This window comes from Oerskovia sp. USHLN155 (assembly GCF_037145535.1).
Taxonomy (GTDB): domain Bacteria; phylum Actinomycetota; class Actinomycetes; order Actinomycetales; family Cellulomonadaceae; genus Oerskovia; species Oerskovia rustica.
The window spans coordinates 99171-114486 of sequence record NZ_JBBCXG010000013.1; the positions used below are offsets into that span (position 1 = coordinate 99171).

Consider the following 15316-nt stretch of genomic DNA (forward strand, 5'->3'; position numbering starts at 1 on the left):
GACCGGCCGCCGGATGCGCCAGACTGTCCGTCGTGCTCCCCACGACCCGCCACGAGGTGGACCTCCTGCGCCGTGCCCGCCCCGGCATGGCCGCCGTGCTGCTCGGCGGCCATCTCTCGCGCCACCTGCCCGGGCCGCCCCTGCGCAAGGTGCCCGGCCTGGGCTGGGTCACGGCCGACCCCGTGGTCTCCCGCACCGTCCTGGGCGACCACCGGTCGTTCACGATCGTGGGCGAGGGCGGGGTCGGGCACCTGTGGGCGCAGATCCTGGGCGACTGGGTGCTCGACCTGTTCGACGGCCCGGGGCACCACGACCTGCGCTCGCGGTCGCGCGAGCTGTTCACCGAGGCCAGCTCGGCCGAGCTCGTCGAGGGCGCGTGGTCCGGTCCTCTCGCCGCGGCCCGTGAGGCGCTGCGGGCGGGCGGGACGGTCGACGTCGCACGCCTGGCGCGAGTGCTCGTGGGTCGCATGATGATCTCGCTCCTGGGCGTACCGGGGCCGGACGCCAGCGCCGACGGCGACCCCTCGCGAGGGTCCAGGCGGGCGCCAGGTACCTGGCCCACCGACGAGGACGCCCTGACGGTCTTCGAGACCGGCGAGCGCCTCGCGACGATCGCCCTGGGGAGCGCGGGGTCGACGCACCTGTCCCCCGCCCAGGTCGCCGCGGCCCGCGAGATCGTCGCCGAGCTCACCCGCGGCGTCCCGGCGGGCTGGCGCGACGCGCCCGCCGACACTCTGCTCGGCCGCTGCCGAGAGCTGGGGCTCGGCCTCGAGGAGACGACGGGGCTCGCGTGCCTCCTCATGGTCGCGGGCACGGAGACCTCGGCCTCCGCCATGGCACGGACGACCGCGCTGCTCGTCGACACGGGCGAGCAGCACCGCCTGCTCGACCGGATGCGCGCCGATGCCGACCGCTCGGCGGCGGGAGAGGTCCGCGCCCCGGGCGAGCCCGACGCCGTCGAGAACGCCGTGCGTGAAGGGCTGCGTGTCACGAGCCCCGCCTCGGTCATCGGCCGGGGCGTCGCGGCCGACGTCGAGGTCGCGGGTCGCCGTCTCGCCGAGGGCGAGCGCATCATGATGCTCGTCTGGAGCGCGAACATCGGTGCCGGACCGTTCCGTGCCGACCGCCCCTACGTCCGCGAGAGCCGCCAGCTCTGGTTCGGTGCGGGGCGTCACCTGTGCCTCGGGGCGGCGCTGGCCCGCGCGGAGATCGGCGCGCTCCTGCACACGCTCTGGGACGACGGCGAACCGTTGCGGGTCGTGTCGCGCAGCGCGCAGCGCGGGGTGCTGATCCCGGGCTACCGGACCCTGGTCGTGGCGCGCGACTGACGCCCCGCAACCTGTCGGAGCGAGCCTGCCCTCGGGGGCACGCTCGCTCCGACAGGTTGTTCGGTCGAGCCTCGCGACTCAGTCGCGCGCCTGCCACGTGCAGATGCACGCCTCGTTGCCCTCGACGTCCGCGAGCACCCAGAACGCCGGCGCCCGGGAGTCGGAGACCAGGTGCCCGCCCGCCGCGATGGCCGCGGTGACGCGCGCCTCGGCCTGGTCGTGCGGGACGGAGACGTCGAGATGGATGCGGTTGCGCTGGGGGCGCGGCGCATCCATCTGCTGGAACCAGACCGACGGCCCATACCCTGCCGGGTCGGTGAGCCCCAGCCCCTCGTCCTCGGGCGGCGCCTCGGCGTAGCCGAGCACCGCCCGCCAGAAGGGCCGGACGGCGGGCCGGTCGAGGGCGTCGACCGCGATCTCGACCTCGAGCAGCCCGTCGGTCTCGGCCGGGTGCTCGAGCTCCTTGGCCACGAGGGAGATCCGCCGGGCCAGGGTCACGTCGCGCCTGCTCAGCCCGCCCACGTCGTGCGAGGACACCCGGACGGTGACGGTCGCGTACCGCAGGTCGACGTCGGGGTGGTGGTTCATGCCCTCGGCCAGCTCGCCGATCGCGTCGACCAGCTCGACCCCGGCCGTGAACGAGTCGGTCCGGAAGCGGGCCTGCGCGGGGCCGAGCACGACGCGCCAGTCCTCCACCCCGTCGCTGTCGTGGAACTGTCGGGCGGTGATCGCGTCGCTCATGGCTGCTGCTCCGGTGCGGTTCGGCGCGGACGGTGGGCGTTCCTCGTCCACTATCCCGCAGCCCGGACCACGTCGCCAGCAGTCGCGACCGCGGGTGCCGAGCACGGGGTCGTGGTCGTTCCGACCGTCGGAACGGCCCCCACCCCGTGCTCGACCGCGCGCAGCCCCCTACTCGAGGATCGCCCCGCGCGAGGCCGACTGGACGAGCTTGGCGTACTTGGCGAGCACTCCCCGGGTGAACGTCGGGGCGAGAGGTTCCCACCCGTCCTTGCGGGCCTCGAGCTCGGCCGGGTCGACCAGCAGGTCGAGCGTCTTGCGTGCGACGTCGAGGCGGATACGGTCGCCGTCACGCACGAACGCGATGGGCCCGGCGTCCACGGCCTCGGGGGCGACGTGCCCCACGCACAGCCCCGTCGTCCCGCCCGAGAAGCGCCCGTCGGTCAGGAGCAGCACGGTCTTGCCGAGGCCCGCGCCCTTGATGGCTCCCGTGATCGCGAGCATCTCGCGCATGCCCGGCCCGCCCTTGGGCCCCTCGTACCGGATGACGACGACGTCGCCGTCGGTGATGGTCCCGTCCTCGAGGGCGTCGAGCGCCGCGCGCTCGCGCTCGAACACGCGGGCCGTGCCCTCGAACACGTCGGAGTCGAAGCCTGCCGACTTGACCACGGCTCCCTCGGGCGCGAGCGAGCCGCCGAGGATCGTGATGCCGCCGGTGCGGTGTATGGGGTTGTCGAGGGCGCGCAGGATCTTGCCGTCGGGGTCGGGGGGCGCCAGGTCCGCTAGGTTTTCACTCACCGTCCGGCCAGTGACCGTGAGCGCGTCACCGTGGATCAGGCCCGCGTCGAGCAGCGCCTTCATGACCACGGGCACGCCGCCGATGCGGTCGACGTCGTTCATGACGTAGCGGCCGAACGGCTTGAGGTCGCCCAGGTGCGGGACCTTCGCAGCGACCCGGTCGAAGTCGTCGAGGGTCAGGTCGACCTCGGCCTCGTGCGCGATCGCGAGGAGGTGGAGCACCGCGTTGGTCGAGCCGCCGAACGCCATGACGACCGCGATCGCGTTCTCGAACGCCTTCTTGGTCATGATGTCGCGCGCGGTGATGCCACGACGCAGCAGCTCGACCACGGCCTCGCCCGAACGGTGCGCGAAGTTGTCGCGGCGTCGGTCGGCCGAGGGCGGTGCGGCCGATCCGGGGAGCGACATGCCCATGGCCTCGGCGACCGACGCCATGGTGTTCGCGGTGTACATGCCGCCGCACGCGCCCTCGCCCGGGCAGATCGCGCGCTCGATGCGGTCGAGGTCCTCACGGCTCATGAGCCCGCGCGAGCACGCGCCCACGGCCTCGAACGCGTCGATGAGCGTGACGTCCTTCTCGGTGCCGTCCTCGAGCTTGACCCAGCCCGGCATGATCGAGCCCGCGTAGAGGAACACGCTCGCGAGGTCGAGGCGGGCGGCAGCCATGAGCATGCCCGGGAGCGACTTGTCGCACCCGGCGAGCAGCACCGACCCGTCCAGGCGTTCGGCCTGCATGACCGTCTCGACCGAGTCCGCGATGACGTCGCGCGACACGAGCGAGAAGTGCATGCCCTCGTGACCCATCGAGATGCCGTCGGACACCGAGATGGTGCCGAACTGCAGCGGGTACCCGCCGCCCGCGTGCACGCCCTCCTTGGCCCCCTGCGCGAGCCGGTCGAGCGACAGGTTGCACGGCGTGATCTCGTTCCACGAGCTCGCGATGCCGATCTGGGGCTTGCCCCAGTCCTCGTCTCCCATGCCGACGGCGCGGAGCATGCCGCGCGAGGCCGTGGCCTCGATGCCGTCGGTCACGGTGCGGGAGCGGGGCTTGATGTCGATGTCGTCGCTGGCCATACCCGAGTATCTCCTCGCGGTGGGCGGCGGGCCACCAGACACCCGCAGTGGCGCCGCTGTACCTGTGGCAGGATGCCCGCGTGACTGCAACGACGCCGCACAGCGCCCGCGCCCGCCCCGGTCGTGCTCTCGCCGTGGCGGCTCTCGCGCTCGCCGCGCTGACGGCCTGCGCCGGGGGCGCGTCGACCGGCGCGTCGACCCGCACGGACGCGTCCGCCCCGGCTAGGGGTGGCACAGGCTCCGCTCACTCGCCCACCGTGACCGCACCCGCCGCACCCCCGGCCCCGGCCCCGGCCCCGGAGTCTCCCGACGCACCGCCCACCCCCCAGAGCGCCGAGGCACCCGAGGACGCGTTCCGCGCGTGGCTCGCCGCGAGCCGCGTGCCGGACGTGGAGACGGCCTGCGGGTACCTCGCTCCGGCGCTCGCCGACCGGATGGTCGCGGAGATGACCGCGCAGGGGTGGCCGGGCATCACGGACTGCGCGTCGATGATCACGACCACGGCCGCGCTCTACGCCGCGGTCGGTGACGTCGCGCAGGTCGAGGTCACGGTGCGCGAGGAGCGCCCCGACGCGACGGTCCTCGCGGTCGCGTACGCGGGCGGGGACTGCGGTACGGCCGTCATGGCGCCGGCCGGGTCCACGTGGGTCGTCACGGAGCAGTCCGAGGAGCAGTGCTGACGCGCGCTCGTCCCTGACCAGCCCGTCCCAGCACCGCGCCGACGACGACGGGCCCGCACCCTCCAGGGGTACGGGCCCGTCGTCGTGGGACCTGCGGCCGGGTCAGCGCCGCTTGAGCAGCGACACGTCGCGCACGGCGCCGCGGTCGGCGGACGTCGCCATCGCGGCGTAGGCCTGGAGCGCCGGGGACACGTAGCGGTCGCGGTCGACGGGCTGCCAGGGGTTCTCGCGCGCCTCCATCTTGGCGCGGCGCTCGGCGAGGACCTCGTCGGACACGTTGAGGCGGATGAGGCGCGTGTCGACGTCGATCTCGATCTCGTCGCCGTCCTCGACCAGCCCGATCACGCCGCCGGCCGCGGCCTCGGGCGACACGTGGCCCACCGAGATGCCGCTCGAACCGCCCGAGAATCGGCCGTCGGTGATGAGCGCGGTCACCTTCCCGAGGCCGCGTCCCTTGATGAAGGAGGTCGGGTAGAGCATCTCCTGCATGCCGGGCCCGCCTGCGGGGCCCTCGTAGCGCACGACGACGACGTGACCGGGCTCGACCTGCTTGGTGAGGATCTTCTCGACGGCCTCGTCCTGCGACTCGCAGACCAGGGCCTTGCCGACGAAGTGGAACACGTCGGGGTCGACGCCTGCGGTCTTGAAGACCGCACCGTCCTCGGCGAGGTTGCCGCGCAGCACGGCCAGTCCGCCCTCGACCGTGTACGCGTGCTCCAGGTCGCGGATGCACCCGTTCGCGGCGTCGGTGTCGAGGTGGTCCCAACGGTTCGACGTGGAGAACGCCTGCGTGGTGCGCACCCCGCCGGGGGCCGCGTGGAACAGCTCGACGGCCCGCTCGGTGGCCTTGCCGCCGCGGACGTCCCAGTCGTCGAGCCACTCGCGCAGCGTCGGGGTGTGGACCGAGGTGACGTCGTGGTCCAGGAGCCCGGCGCGGTCGAGCTCGCCGAGCAGCGCGGGGATGCCGCCCGCACGGTGGACGTCCTCCATGTGGAAGTTCGGGTGGTTGGGTGCGACCTTGGACAGGCACGGGACCTGGCGGCTGATGCGCTCGATGTCGGTCAGGTCGAAGTCGATCTCGCCCTCCTGCGCGGCGGCGAGGATGTGCAGGACCGTGTTGGTCGATCCGCCCATGGCGACGTCGAGCGTCATGGCGTTGGCGAAGGCGGCCTTGGTCGCGATGTTGCGCGGCGCGGCCGAGTCGTCCTCGTCGTCGTAGTAGCGGCGCGCGAGGTCGACGATCGTGCGGCCCGCCTCGAGGAAGAGCTCGCGGCGCGCCGAGTGCGTCGCGAGGGTCGAGCCGTTGCCGGGCAGCGACAGGCCCAGGGCTTCGGTCAGGCAGTTCATCGAGTTGGCGGTGAACATGCCCGAGCAGGAGCCGCACGTGGGGCACGCGTTCTCCTCGACCTGGGCGAGGGCCGCGTCGCTCACGTTGTCGTCCGCGGCGTAGTTGATCGCGTTGACGAGGTTCAGGTGCGTCGATGCGACGCCGTCGGCCACGACGGCCTTGCCGGCCTCCATGGGCCCGCCCGAGACGAAGATGACCGGGATGTTGAGCCGGAGCGCGGCGTTGAGCATGCCGGGCGTGATCTTGTCGCAGTTGGAGATGCACACGATCGCGTCCGCGCAGTGCGCGTTGACCATGTACTCGACCGAGTCGGCGATGAGGTCGCGGCTGGGCAGCGAGTACAGCATGCCCGCGTGACCCATCGCGATGCCGTCGTCGACCGCGATGGTGTTGAACTCCTTGGAGACGCCGCCGGCCTCGCGGATCGCCGACGCGACGAGGTCGCCCATGTCCTTGAGGTGGACGTGGCCCGGTACGAACTGCGTGTACGAGTTCGCGATCGCGATGATCGGCTTGCCGAAGTCCTCCGAGCCCATGCCGGTGGCGCGCCAGAGCGCGCGGGCACCGGACATGTTGCGGCCGTGGGTGGACGTCCGAGAGCGCAGGGGGCGACTCATGGCGGTTCAGCTCCTTCACGTGGTGCTGCGGCCTGGGAGGTGACCGCCCGGACACACTACGCCCGCGTCGGGGCCGCGACGTCGGTCGTCCGGCTCGTGGTCCACGTACGGGTGCAGCGCTCCCACCCGCACCTCGATGTGCGATCCCCCTACGTAGCACCACCGATACGGGAAAACCCGTCAATCTGCTCAAAAGGTTGCAGCGAACTTCACCCGGGTGGGAGGTTGGCAGGGCTGCCCCGGTAGTGCACCGCACGCCGCTCGCCCGCCGATGCGTGCCGTCGACACGACGGTCGTGACGGACCGCGGCCCCTCGCAGCCAGACCCCCTTCCCATCCCCGGCGACCCCGGTATCCCCGGCGCCCCGCGCCCCACCGGACGAGCCACCACCGATCAGGGAGACCAGCCCTCATGAGCCAGGCCACCGCTGCAACGAACCGGAGCGCTCGCTCCACGTCGACCGGCACCGACCCCTCGGACACCGACACCCCGACGACCGCACCCGTCACGGGCGAGCGCGTCGTGACGAGCGCCGCCGCACGCGGCGCCCTCGCGGTCCTGCGCATCGCGATCTCGTTCGTCTTCCTGTGGCCCGTGCTCGACAAGACGCTGGGCCTGGGCTACGCGACGCCGTCCGAGCGGGCGTGGCTCAACGGCGGCTCGCCGACCACGGGCTACCTGTCCTCGCTCGAGGGGCCGCTCTCGGGACCGTTCGTCGAGATGGCGGGCCCGGCCACCGACTGGCTCTTCATGCTCGGCATGGGCCTGACCGGGCTCGCGCTGCTGCTGGGTGTGGGGACGCGGGTCGCCGCGGTCTCGGGCACGCTCCTCATGGCGCTGCTGTGGGTCACCACATGGCCCCTGGCCGCGGGCTCGAACAATCCGGTCGTCGACGACCACGTCGTGACGGCTCTCGTCGTGATCGTCGTCGCGCTGACCCGCGCGGGCGAGACGTTCGGCCTGGGCCGGGTCGCGGCGCGCGTGGGCGTGCCGGGCTGGATGCGCTGACGCCCCCTGCCCGACGGCGGAGCGTGCCCGGGTGCGTCGGTGCAACCGGGCCCGCGGCGCCGTCGGGCACGTGCGTCCCTGCAGGGCGAGCGTCAGGCGACCGCCGCAGCCTCCTCCTGCTCGTCCGCGTGGCGGATGTGGCGCGTGACCCAGGGCGCGATCGCGAAGAGGATCAGCGCGAACACCATCGTGATGCCGCCCACCGCACCGAAGTACGCAGTGTCCGAGGCGCCCTCGGTGACCTGGACGATCTGGGCCGTGATGGCCTGACCCGCGGCCGGCGCGAGGAACCACAGCGCCATGGCCTGGCTCCGGAAGGCCCGGGGCGCGAGCAGGGTCGTCGCGGCGAGGCCCACGGGCGACAGGCACAGCTCGCCGAGCGTCTGGATGACGTACACCGACACGAGCACCCACGCGGGCGCCTTCTCGTCGGCGAAGATCGCCGACGCGCCTGCGAGCCACACGAACGACAGCGCGGCCAGGGTCAGGCCCATCGCGAACTTCACGGCCGTCGGCGGACGGTCCTTGGTCTTGACCCAGATCCACGCGAACACCGGCGCCAGGACCACGATCGAGAACGGGTTCACGGACTGGAAGAAGGCCGGTTCGATCGGGACGCCGAAGAACGAGAGCTCGGTGCGGTTCTTCGCGAAGCTCGAGAGCGTCGTGGCCGCCTGCTCGAAGATCATGAAGAACAGCATCGCGGCGACGAACAGCGGGATGTACGCCGTGAGGCGTGAGCGTTCGGGCGCGGTGACCTTGGGCGAGCGGAACATCACGATGAAGTAGGCGATGGGGGCGGCGAACGCGACGTAGGACAGCGTGTCGATGAACGTCGAGATCCCGAAGGCCCCCGAGACCGCCCACGCGACGAGCGCCGCGACGACGAGCCCCGCGAGGATGACGAGCCCGATCCGGACGAGCTTCGGGTACTCCTCGGGGTGGATCGGGTTCGGCACCGAGTCGCCCGCACCGCCCAGGTACTTGCGCCCCGCCACGAAGAACACGAGGGCGATGGCCATGCCGACCGCCGCGACCGCGAAGCCCGCGTGGTAGCCCCACTGCCGGTTGACGAACCCGACGATGATCGGGGAGACGAGCGAGCCCAGGTTGATGCCCATGTAGAAGATCGAGAAGGCCGAGTCGCGGCGGGGGTCGTTGCGCGCGTACAGCTCGCCGACCATCGACGACACGTTGGGCTTGAGCAGACCGGTGCCGAGCGCCACGAGCGCGATGCCGAGCATCGAGAAGCCGGCCCCCGGGATCGTCAGCGAGACGTGCCCCGCCGCGATGACGATGCCGCCGTACAGCACCGAGCGCCGGGAACCGATGACCCGGTCCGCGAGCCAGCCGCCGACGACCGAGAGCAGGTACACGCCCGTGCCGTAGATCGAGACCAGGGCGAGCCCCGTGACCTCGTCGAGCGCGAGGCCGCCGTTCGCGATGGTGTCCGTCAGGTAGAAGAGGAGGATGGCCCGCATCCCGTAGTAGCTGAACCGTTCCCACAGCTCGGTCGTGAACAGGGTCATCAGCCCGATCGGGTGCCCGAAGAAGGCGTGGTCGCGCGGGATCCGCCCCGCTGCGGCGGCCGTCTCGGCCTCGAGCCGGGGATCCGGGAGGTCGGGCTGGACGGGCCTCTCGTCGTTACCGCTCATGGATCGATGCTGCCACCGGCGGTGACGACCGGCGACTGCTGAGCACCCGACGAGACGCACCTGCGCGGGCCCGTGAGACACGGGCTAGCGTGGGCGGATGCCCTCCCCTGCACCGACCGTCCTGTGGTTCCGCCGCGACCTGCGCCTGGCCGACAACCCGGCTCTCGGCGAGGCCGTGGGCGAGGCGCGCGCAGAGGGGAGCGACGTCGTCGGGCTGTACGTCCTGGACCCCGCGCTCTGGGCGACCGCCGGGCCCGTGCGGCAGGCGTACCTGGCCCGCAGCCTGCGTGCGCTGCACGCATCGACGGACGGTCGGCTCGTGGTGCGCCACGGCGACCCGCGCGCGGTCGTGCCCGCGGTCTGCGCCGAGGTCGGCGCCCGGAGCGTCCACGTCGCCGCGAGCTACGAGCCGTACGGGCGCCGCCGCGACGACGCGGTCGAGGAGGCGCTCGCCACCGCCGGTGTGCGGTTGCGCCGTACGGGGTCGCCGTACGCGGTCGCACCGGGCCGCGTCCGCACGCGCGGCGGCACGCCCTTCCAGGTCTTCACGCCGTTCCGTACGGCGTGGCTCGAGCACGGGTGGCGGGCCCCCGCTCCCCTGCCCGACGACGTCGCATGGGCCGCGCTCGCGTCCGACGGTCTCCCGGACGCGCCCGAGCCGGGGGCGCGCCTGCCCGAGGCGGGCGAGGCCGCGGCACTCGCTCGTTGGCGCGCCTTCCTCGCCGACGGGCTCGCGGACTACCCGACCGACCGCGACCGTCCGGACCTCGTCGGGACCTCGTACCTGTCCCCCGCGCTCAAGTGGGGCGAGATCCACCCGCGCACACTGCTCGCCGACCTCGCGTCGGCCGTGCGCTCGGGCGCGGTGCCCGAGGAGGCTGCCGCGACCTACCGCTCCGAGCTCGCGTGGCGCGAGTTCCACGCCGACGTCCTGTTCCACCATCCGGGCGCCGCGAGGCGGTCGCTGCGCACGGTGGTCCCCGAGGACGCGTGGGCGACGGGGGCCGCCGAGGACGCGATGCTCGCCGCGTGGCGCGAGGGGCGCACGGGCTACCCCGTGGTCGACGCCGGGATGCGTCAGCTCCTCGGGACGGGCTGGATGCACAACCGCGTGCGCATGATCGTCGCGTCGTTCCTCGTCAAGGACCTGCACGTGCGCTGGCAGCGCGGCGCCGAGCATTTCATGGCGCACCTCGTCGACGGCGACGTGTCGCAGAACCAGCTCAACTGGCAGTGGGTCGCCGGGACCGGGCGCGACGCGGCGCCGTACTTCCGGATCTTCAACCCCGTCACGCAGGGGCAGAAGTTCGACCCCGACGGCGCGTACGTGCGCGAGTGGGTCCCCGAGCTGCGGGGCATCGCCGGCAAGGCCGTGCACGAGCCCTGGAAGCTGGCCGGTGCCGCGCCCGGGTACCCCGAGCGGGTCGTCGACCACGCGCTCGAGCGCAAGGTGTCGCTCGAGGACTTCGAGCGCGGCCGGGGGCGATGACGCCCGGACATGGCAGGACGGGCGTGACCCGAAGGTCACGCCCGTCCTGCCAGGCGGTGAGGAGGTTCCTCAGAGCCCCGCGCGGAACTCGTCCTCGAGGATGCTCATGACGACCGCGTCCGCCCAGCCGTCACCGTCCCGGAACGCGTCCCGGAGGCGGCCCTCCTCACGGAAGCCCAACGACTCGTAGAGCATGCGCGCCCGAGGGTTGATGCTGAGCACGTCGAGGCTCACCCGGTGCAGGTGCGGGCCCTCGGGGTGGTCGAACGCGAAGCGCAGCACCTCGAAGATCGCCTCGCGCCCGTAGCCGCGCCCACGGTAGTTCGTGAGCAGGACAAGGCGGAGGTTGGCCGAGAGCGCGTGCTCGTCGATGTCGTTGAGGACGATCTCGCCGATCATCTCGTCGCTCACGAGCTGACCGTCGCGCTGGGCCGCCGAGGTGATGGCCCAGTCGTAACGGCCCTCACGGTCGCTGATCGTCGCAGCCCACTCGTCGATCTGCTCGCGCGTGAACTCCGCCGTCGTCCCCGTGAGCCGGTTCGACTCCGGGTCCTGGACGGACTCCCACATGCGTTCGGCGTCGCGAGCCTCGATGGGCCGCAGCCGCATCATCTCGCCGACGAGCTCCGGTCCGCGCGTCACGCGACCACCTCCGTCGTCCGGGGCACGGATCAGCCGATCCGCTCGATGACCAGCTCGCGGACGCGACCGGCGTCGGCCTGGCCCTTGGTGGCCTTCATGACCGCACCGATGATCGCACCGATCGGCCCCATGTTGCCCGAGCGCACCTTCTCGACGATGTCGGGCTGCGCCGCGAGGGCCGCGTCGATCGCGGTGAGGAGAGCGCCGTCGTCCGACACGACCTCCAGGCCGCGTGCGACCACGACGGCCTCCGGGTCTCCCTCGCCGGCGAGGACGCCTTCGAGCACCTGGCGGGCCAGCTTGTCGTTGATGCGCCCCGAGTCCACGAGGGCCTGGAGCTGGGCGATCTGCGTCGGCGTGACCGCGATCTCCGCGAGCTCGGTCTCGCTCGTCTTGGCGTACCGGGCGAGCTCGCCCATCCACCACTTGCGAGCGGCTGCGGGGCTCGCCCCGGCCGCGACGGTGGCCTCGATGAGGTCGAGCGCACCCGCGTTGACGACGTCGCGCATCTCGGCGTCGGCGTAGCCCCACTCGCCCTGGAGGCGGTTGCGGCGGGCCACGGGCAGCTCGGGCAGCGTGGCACGGATCTGCTCGACCCAGTCACGGCTCGGGGCGACCGGGACCAGGTCCGGCTCCGGGAAGTAGCGGTAGTCCTCGGCGTCGGACTTCACGCGACCGGCGGTCGTGATCGACGTGTCCTCGTGCCAGTGACGCGTCTCCTGGATGACCGTGCCGCCCTCGTCGAGGACCGCCGCCTGGCGCGAGACCTCGTAGCGGACGGCGCGCTCGATCGAGCGGAACGAGTTCACGTTCTTGGTCTCGGTGCGCGTGCCCAGAGGGGACTCGGGGGTCGCGCGCAGCGACAGGTTCACGTCCGCGCGGACGTTGCCGCGCTCCATGCGCGCCTCCGACACGTCGAGAGCGCGGAAGATGTCGCGCAGCGTCTGGACGTACGCACGAGCGACCTCCGGGGCGCGCTCGCCCGCGCCCGTGATGGGGCGCGTGACGATCTCCACGAGCGGGATGCCCGCACGGTTGTAGTCGACGAGCGAGTACTCGGCGCCGTGGATACGACCGGTCGAACCACCCACGTGGGTGTTCTTGCCGGCGTCCTCCTCCATGTGCGCGCGCTCGATGTCGACACGGAAGATCGTGCCGTCCTCGAGCTCGACGTCCAGGTAGCCGTCGAACGCGATGGGCTCGTCGTACTGCGACGTCTGGAAGTTCTTCGGCACGTCCGGGTAGAAGTAGTTCTTCCGGGCGAAGCGGCACGACTCGGCGATCTGGCAGTTGAGCGCGAGCCCGATCTTGATCGCGTACTCGACGGCCTTGCCGTTGACGACGGGCAACGCACCGGGCAGGCCGAGGCTCACCGGGGTCACCTGCGTGTTGGGCTCGCCGCCGAACTCGACCTCGGCCGCGCAGAACATCTTGGTCTTCGTGCCGAGCTCGACGTGCACCTCGATCCCGATGACCGGGTCGTAGCGGCGGACGGCCTCGTCGTAGTCGACCAGGTCCACGGTTGCGTGTGCGCTCATCGCGCGACCTCCAGCTCCGGGGCCTTGGCCAGCAGCGGCCCGCCCCACGTGTTCTCCAGGGCGCCCTCGAGGGCGGCACCCACGCGGTACAGACGGTCGTCGGCCTTGGCCGGCGCGAGGATCTGGAAGCCGACGGGCAGGCCGTCGTCCGAGAGACCGTTCGGCAGCGACATGCCGGGGACGCCCGCGAGGTTCGCGGGGATCGTCGCGACGTCGTTGAGGTACATCGCGAGCGGGTCGTCGAGCTTCTCGCCGAACTTGAAGGCCGTGGTGGGGGCCGTCGGGGAGACCAGGACGTCCGCCTGCGCGAACGCCGCGTCGAAGTCGCGCTGGATGAGCGTGCGGACCTTCTGCGCGCTGCCGTAGTAGGCGTCGTAGTAGCCCGCCGACAGGGCGTAGGTGCCCAGGATGATGCGGCGCTTGACCTCGTCACCGAAGCCCTGGCCGCGGGTCGCGGACATGACGCGCTCTGCGGTGATCGGGCCGTCCTCAGGCTCGACGCGCAGGCCGAAGCGCATGCCGTCGAACTTCGCGAGGTTGCTCGACGCCTCGCTCGGCATGATCAGGTAGTAGGCGCCGAGCGCGTACTTGAAGTGCGGGCACGAGACCTCGATGATCTCGGCGCCGAGCGAGCGCAGCAGGTCGAGCGACTCCGCGAAGCGCGCGCTCACGCCCTCCTGGTAGCCCTCGCCCGAGAGCTCGGAGACGACGCCGACCCGCAGGCCGCGCAGGTCGCCGATCGCACCCTGGCGGGCCGCGTCGACGAGGAGCGGGAGGTCCTCGTTGATCGAGGTCGAGTCACGGGGGTCGTGGCCGCCGATGAGCTCGTGCAGGAGCGCCGAGTCGAGGACGGTGCGCGTGACGGGGCCCGCCTGGTCGAGCGAGGACGCCATGGCGATGAGGCCGTAGCGGGAGACGCCGCCGTAGGTGGGCTTGACTCCGACCGTGCCGGTCACGGCGCCGGGCTGACGGATCGAGCCGCCCGTGTCGGTGCCGATCGCGAGGGGGGCCTCGTACGCGGCGACGGCCGCGGCCGAGCCGCCGCCCGAGCCGCCGGGGATGCGGTCGAGGTCCCAGGGGTTGTGGGTGTTCCCGTACGCCGAGTGCTCGGTCGAGGAGCCCATGGCGAACTCGTCCATGTTGGTCTTGCCGAGGATGGGCAGGCCCGCGGCACGGATGCGCTCGACGAGCGTCGCGTCGTACGGAGGGATCCAGCCGTCGAGGATCTTGGAGCCGGCCGTCGTCGGGAGACCCTTGGTCACCACGACGTCCTTGACGGCGATCGGCACGCCCGCGAGCGGGTGCAGGTCCTCGCCCGCGGCGCGGCGCGAGTCGATGTCACGAGCCGTCGCGAGGGCGTCCTCGGTGCTCACGTGCAGGAACGCGTGGACCGCGGGGTCGACGTCGCCGATGCGGTCGAGGTGCGCCTGCGTCGCCTCGACGCTGCTCACCTCGCCCGAGACCAGGTGCGCGGCGAGGTCCGCGGCGCTCAGCCGCGTCAGGTCGTTGCTCATCATTCCTCCCCGAGGATCTGCGGGACGCTGAAGCGTCCGTCTTCGCTGGCCGGTGCTGCGGCGAGGACGTCCTCGACGGGCAGCGGCGGCACGGGGACGTCGTCACGGAAGACGTTGGTCAGCGGCAGCGGGTGGCTCGTGGCGGGGACGTCAGGAGTGGCGACCTCGCTCACCTGGGCGATCGCATCGACGATGACGTCGAGCTCGCCGGCGAGGCGGTCGAGCTCCTCGGGCCGGAGGTCGATGCGGGCCAGCACGGCGACGCGCGCGACCTCATCACGGGAGATGGTGGACATGGTCGCCAGTCTAGTGCCCGACGACGGCGCTCACCGGGGCGTCCCGGCCCGCCGCGCGGCGGGCCGCGTCGCGGGTGTCGCGGGTCAGGTCCGCGCCTCGTGGCGACGGGGCGTGAGCCGCTCGGGAGCGTCGTGCGCGGAGGTCCACTCGCACGTGAACGACCCGCGATGCCCGAAGAGGAAGCCGAACCGGTCGTTCGTCACCTCGAGGTCGACACGGAACACCTCGGCGGCCTCGTCGTACCACTCGTGGAGGTGGGCACGGCCGCTCATAAGGAGGGGGAAACGGAACCCCAGCGGACCTTCGTAGAAACGCTGCGCACCGGACGTCAGGATCAGTTCAACGTAGATCCCTCGTTCGGCCATGCGAGCAGGCTGGTACCGCGGCCTGTCTCGGTGACGGAGGGCGGACCGTGCCCGGGCCGAGGACGTGGAGGCTCCGGTCGTGGGCGTCGCGGCGGGGTGATGGGGTCCGGGTATGCCAAAGGCCCACCCCTGTTGGGGTGGGCCTTTGGTGAATGGTTGTCCGGCGGCGACCTACTCTCCCACCCCGTCTCCAGGGCAGTACCATCGGCGCTGAGAGGCTTAGCT

13 protein-coding genes are annotated in these 15316 nt (G+C 72.2%); 4 read left to right on the top strand and 9 right to left on the bottom strand.

What is annotated here, in order from left to right; genetic code table 11:
• The first annotated feature begins 32 nt into the window (after nucleotides 1-32).
• Nucleotides 33-1328, top strand: coding sequence for a cytochrome P450 (locus WFH32_RS17675; protein ID WP_336708614.1), 1296 nt, complete (start codon nucleotides 33-35; stop codon nucleotides 1326-1328).
• A gap of 78 nt (nucleotides 1329-1406) precedes the next feature.
• On the opposite strand, the gene WFH32_RS17680 is transcribed toward WFH32_RS17675, so the two are convergent.
• Nucleotides 1407-2069: a VOC family protein gene (locus tag WFH32_RS17680; RefSeq protein ID WP_336708616.1), complete on the bottom strand. Its 663-nt coding sequence runs from the start codon at nucleotides 2067-2069 to the stop codon at nucleotides 1407-1409.
• A gap of 168 nt (nucleotides 2070-2237) precedes the next feature.
• Nucleotides 2238-3938 carry a dihydroxy-acid dehydratase gene (gene ilvD / locus WFH32_RS17685; RefSeq protein ID WP_336708618.1) on the bottom strand — a complete coding sequence of 567 codons (1701 nt, stop codon included), beginning with the start codon at nucleotides 3936-3938 and terminating at the stop codon, nucleotides 2238-2240.
• 80 nt (nucleotides 3939-4018) lie between these two features.
• On the opposite strand from ilvD (WFH32_RS17685), the gene WFH32_RS17690 reads away from it, so the two are divergent.
• Entirely contained in the window at nucleotides 4019-4618 is a 600-nt protein-coding gene (locus WFH32_RS17690; RefSeq protein WP_336708620.1) for a hypothetical protein, read from the top strand.
• Nucleotides 4619-4720: 102 nt separating this feature from the next.
• Here the strand turns inward: WFH32_RS17690 and ilvD (WFH32_RS17695) are convergent, their stop codons facing one another.
• Entirely contained in the window at nucleotides 4721-6583 is a 1863-nt protein-coding gene (gene ilvD / locus WFH32_RS17695; RefSeq protein WP_191797402.1) for a dihydroxy-acid dehydratase, read from the bottom strand.
• Between the two features lie 411 nt (nucleotides 6584-6994).
• Here ilvD (WFH32_RS17695) and WFH32_RS17700 point away from each other — a divergent pair, with 411 nt between their 5' ends.
• On the top strand, nucleotides 6995-7591 hold the full coding sequence (locus WFH32_RS17700; protein ID WP_191797400.1) for a DoxX family protein: 597 nt from the start codon (nucleotides 6995-6997) through the stop codon (nucleotides 7589-7591).
• Between the two features lie 92 nt (nucleotides 7592-7683).
• Here WFH32_RS17700 and WFH32_RS17705 read toward each other — a convergent pair whose 3' ends face one another.
• Nucleotides 7684-9246 (bottom strand): peptide MFS transporter, encoded by a 1563-nt coding sequence (locus tag WFH32_RS17705; RefSeq protein WP_191797398.1) that lies wholly within the window; start codon nucleotides 9244-9246, stop codon nucleotides 7684-7686.
• Between the two features lie 97 nt (nucleotides 9247-9343).
• On the opposite strand from WFH32_RS17705, the gene WFH32_RS17710 reads away from it, so the two are divergent.
• On the top strand, nucleotides 9344-10735 hold the full coding sequence (locus tag WFH32_RS17710) for a cryptochrome/photolyase family protein (protein WP_336708624.1): 1392 nt from the start codon (nucleotides 9344-9346) through the stop codon (nucleotides 10733-10735).
• A 69-nt stretch (nucleotides 10736-10804) separates the two neighbouring features.
• Here the strand turns inward: WFH32_RS17710 and WFH32_RS17715 are convergent, their stop codons facing one another.
• The 5 genes from WFH32_RS17715 to WFH32_RS17735 form a co-directional block, all read right to left on the bottom strand.
• On the bottom strand, nucleotides 10805-11377 hold the full coding sequence (locus WFH32_RS17715) for a GNAT family N-acetyltransferase (protein WP_307822614.1): 573 nt from the start codon (nucleotides 11375-11377) through the stop codon (nucleotides 10805-10807).
• Between the two features lie 29 nt (nucleotides 11378-11406).
• A complete protein-coding gene (gatB, locus tag WFH32_RS17720) occupies nucleotides 11407-12915 on the bottom strand; it encodes an Asp-tRNA(Asn)/Glu-tRNA(Gln) amidotransferase subunit GatB (protein ID WP_191797394.1) in 1509 nt (502 codons plus the stop codon).
• Nucleotides 12912-14429: an Asp-tRNA(Asn)/Glu-tRNA(Gln) amidotransferase subunit GatA gene (gene gatA, locus WFH32_RS17725; protein ID WP_336708627.1), complete on the bottom strand. Its 1518-nt coding sequence runs from the start codon at nucleotides 14427-14429 to the stop codon at nucleotides 12912-12914. Before gatA ends, gatB begins: the two co-directional genes overlap by 4 nt.
• Complete coding sequence (gene gatC, locus WFH32_RS17730; RefSeq protein WP_030152198.1) at nucleotides 14429-14725, bottom strand: Asp-tRNA(Asn)/Glu-tRNA(Gln) amidotransferase subunit GatC; 297 nt, start codon at nucleotides 14723-14725, stop codon at nucleotides 14429-14431. Before gatC ends, gatA begins: the two co-directional genes overlap by 1 nt.
• A gap of 84 nt (nucleotides 14726-14809) precedes the next feature.
• The gene (locus WFH32_RS17735; RefSeq protein WP_336708629.1) at nucleotides 14810-15091 is read right to left on the bottom strand and encodes a DUF4166 domain-containing protein; all 282 of its coding nucleotides are present in this window, start codon (nucleotides 15089-15091) and stop codon (nucleotides 14810-14812) included.
• Nucleotides 15092-15316: the final 225 nt, after the last annotated feature.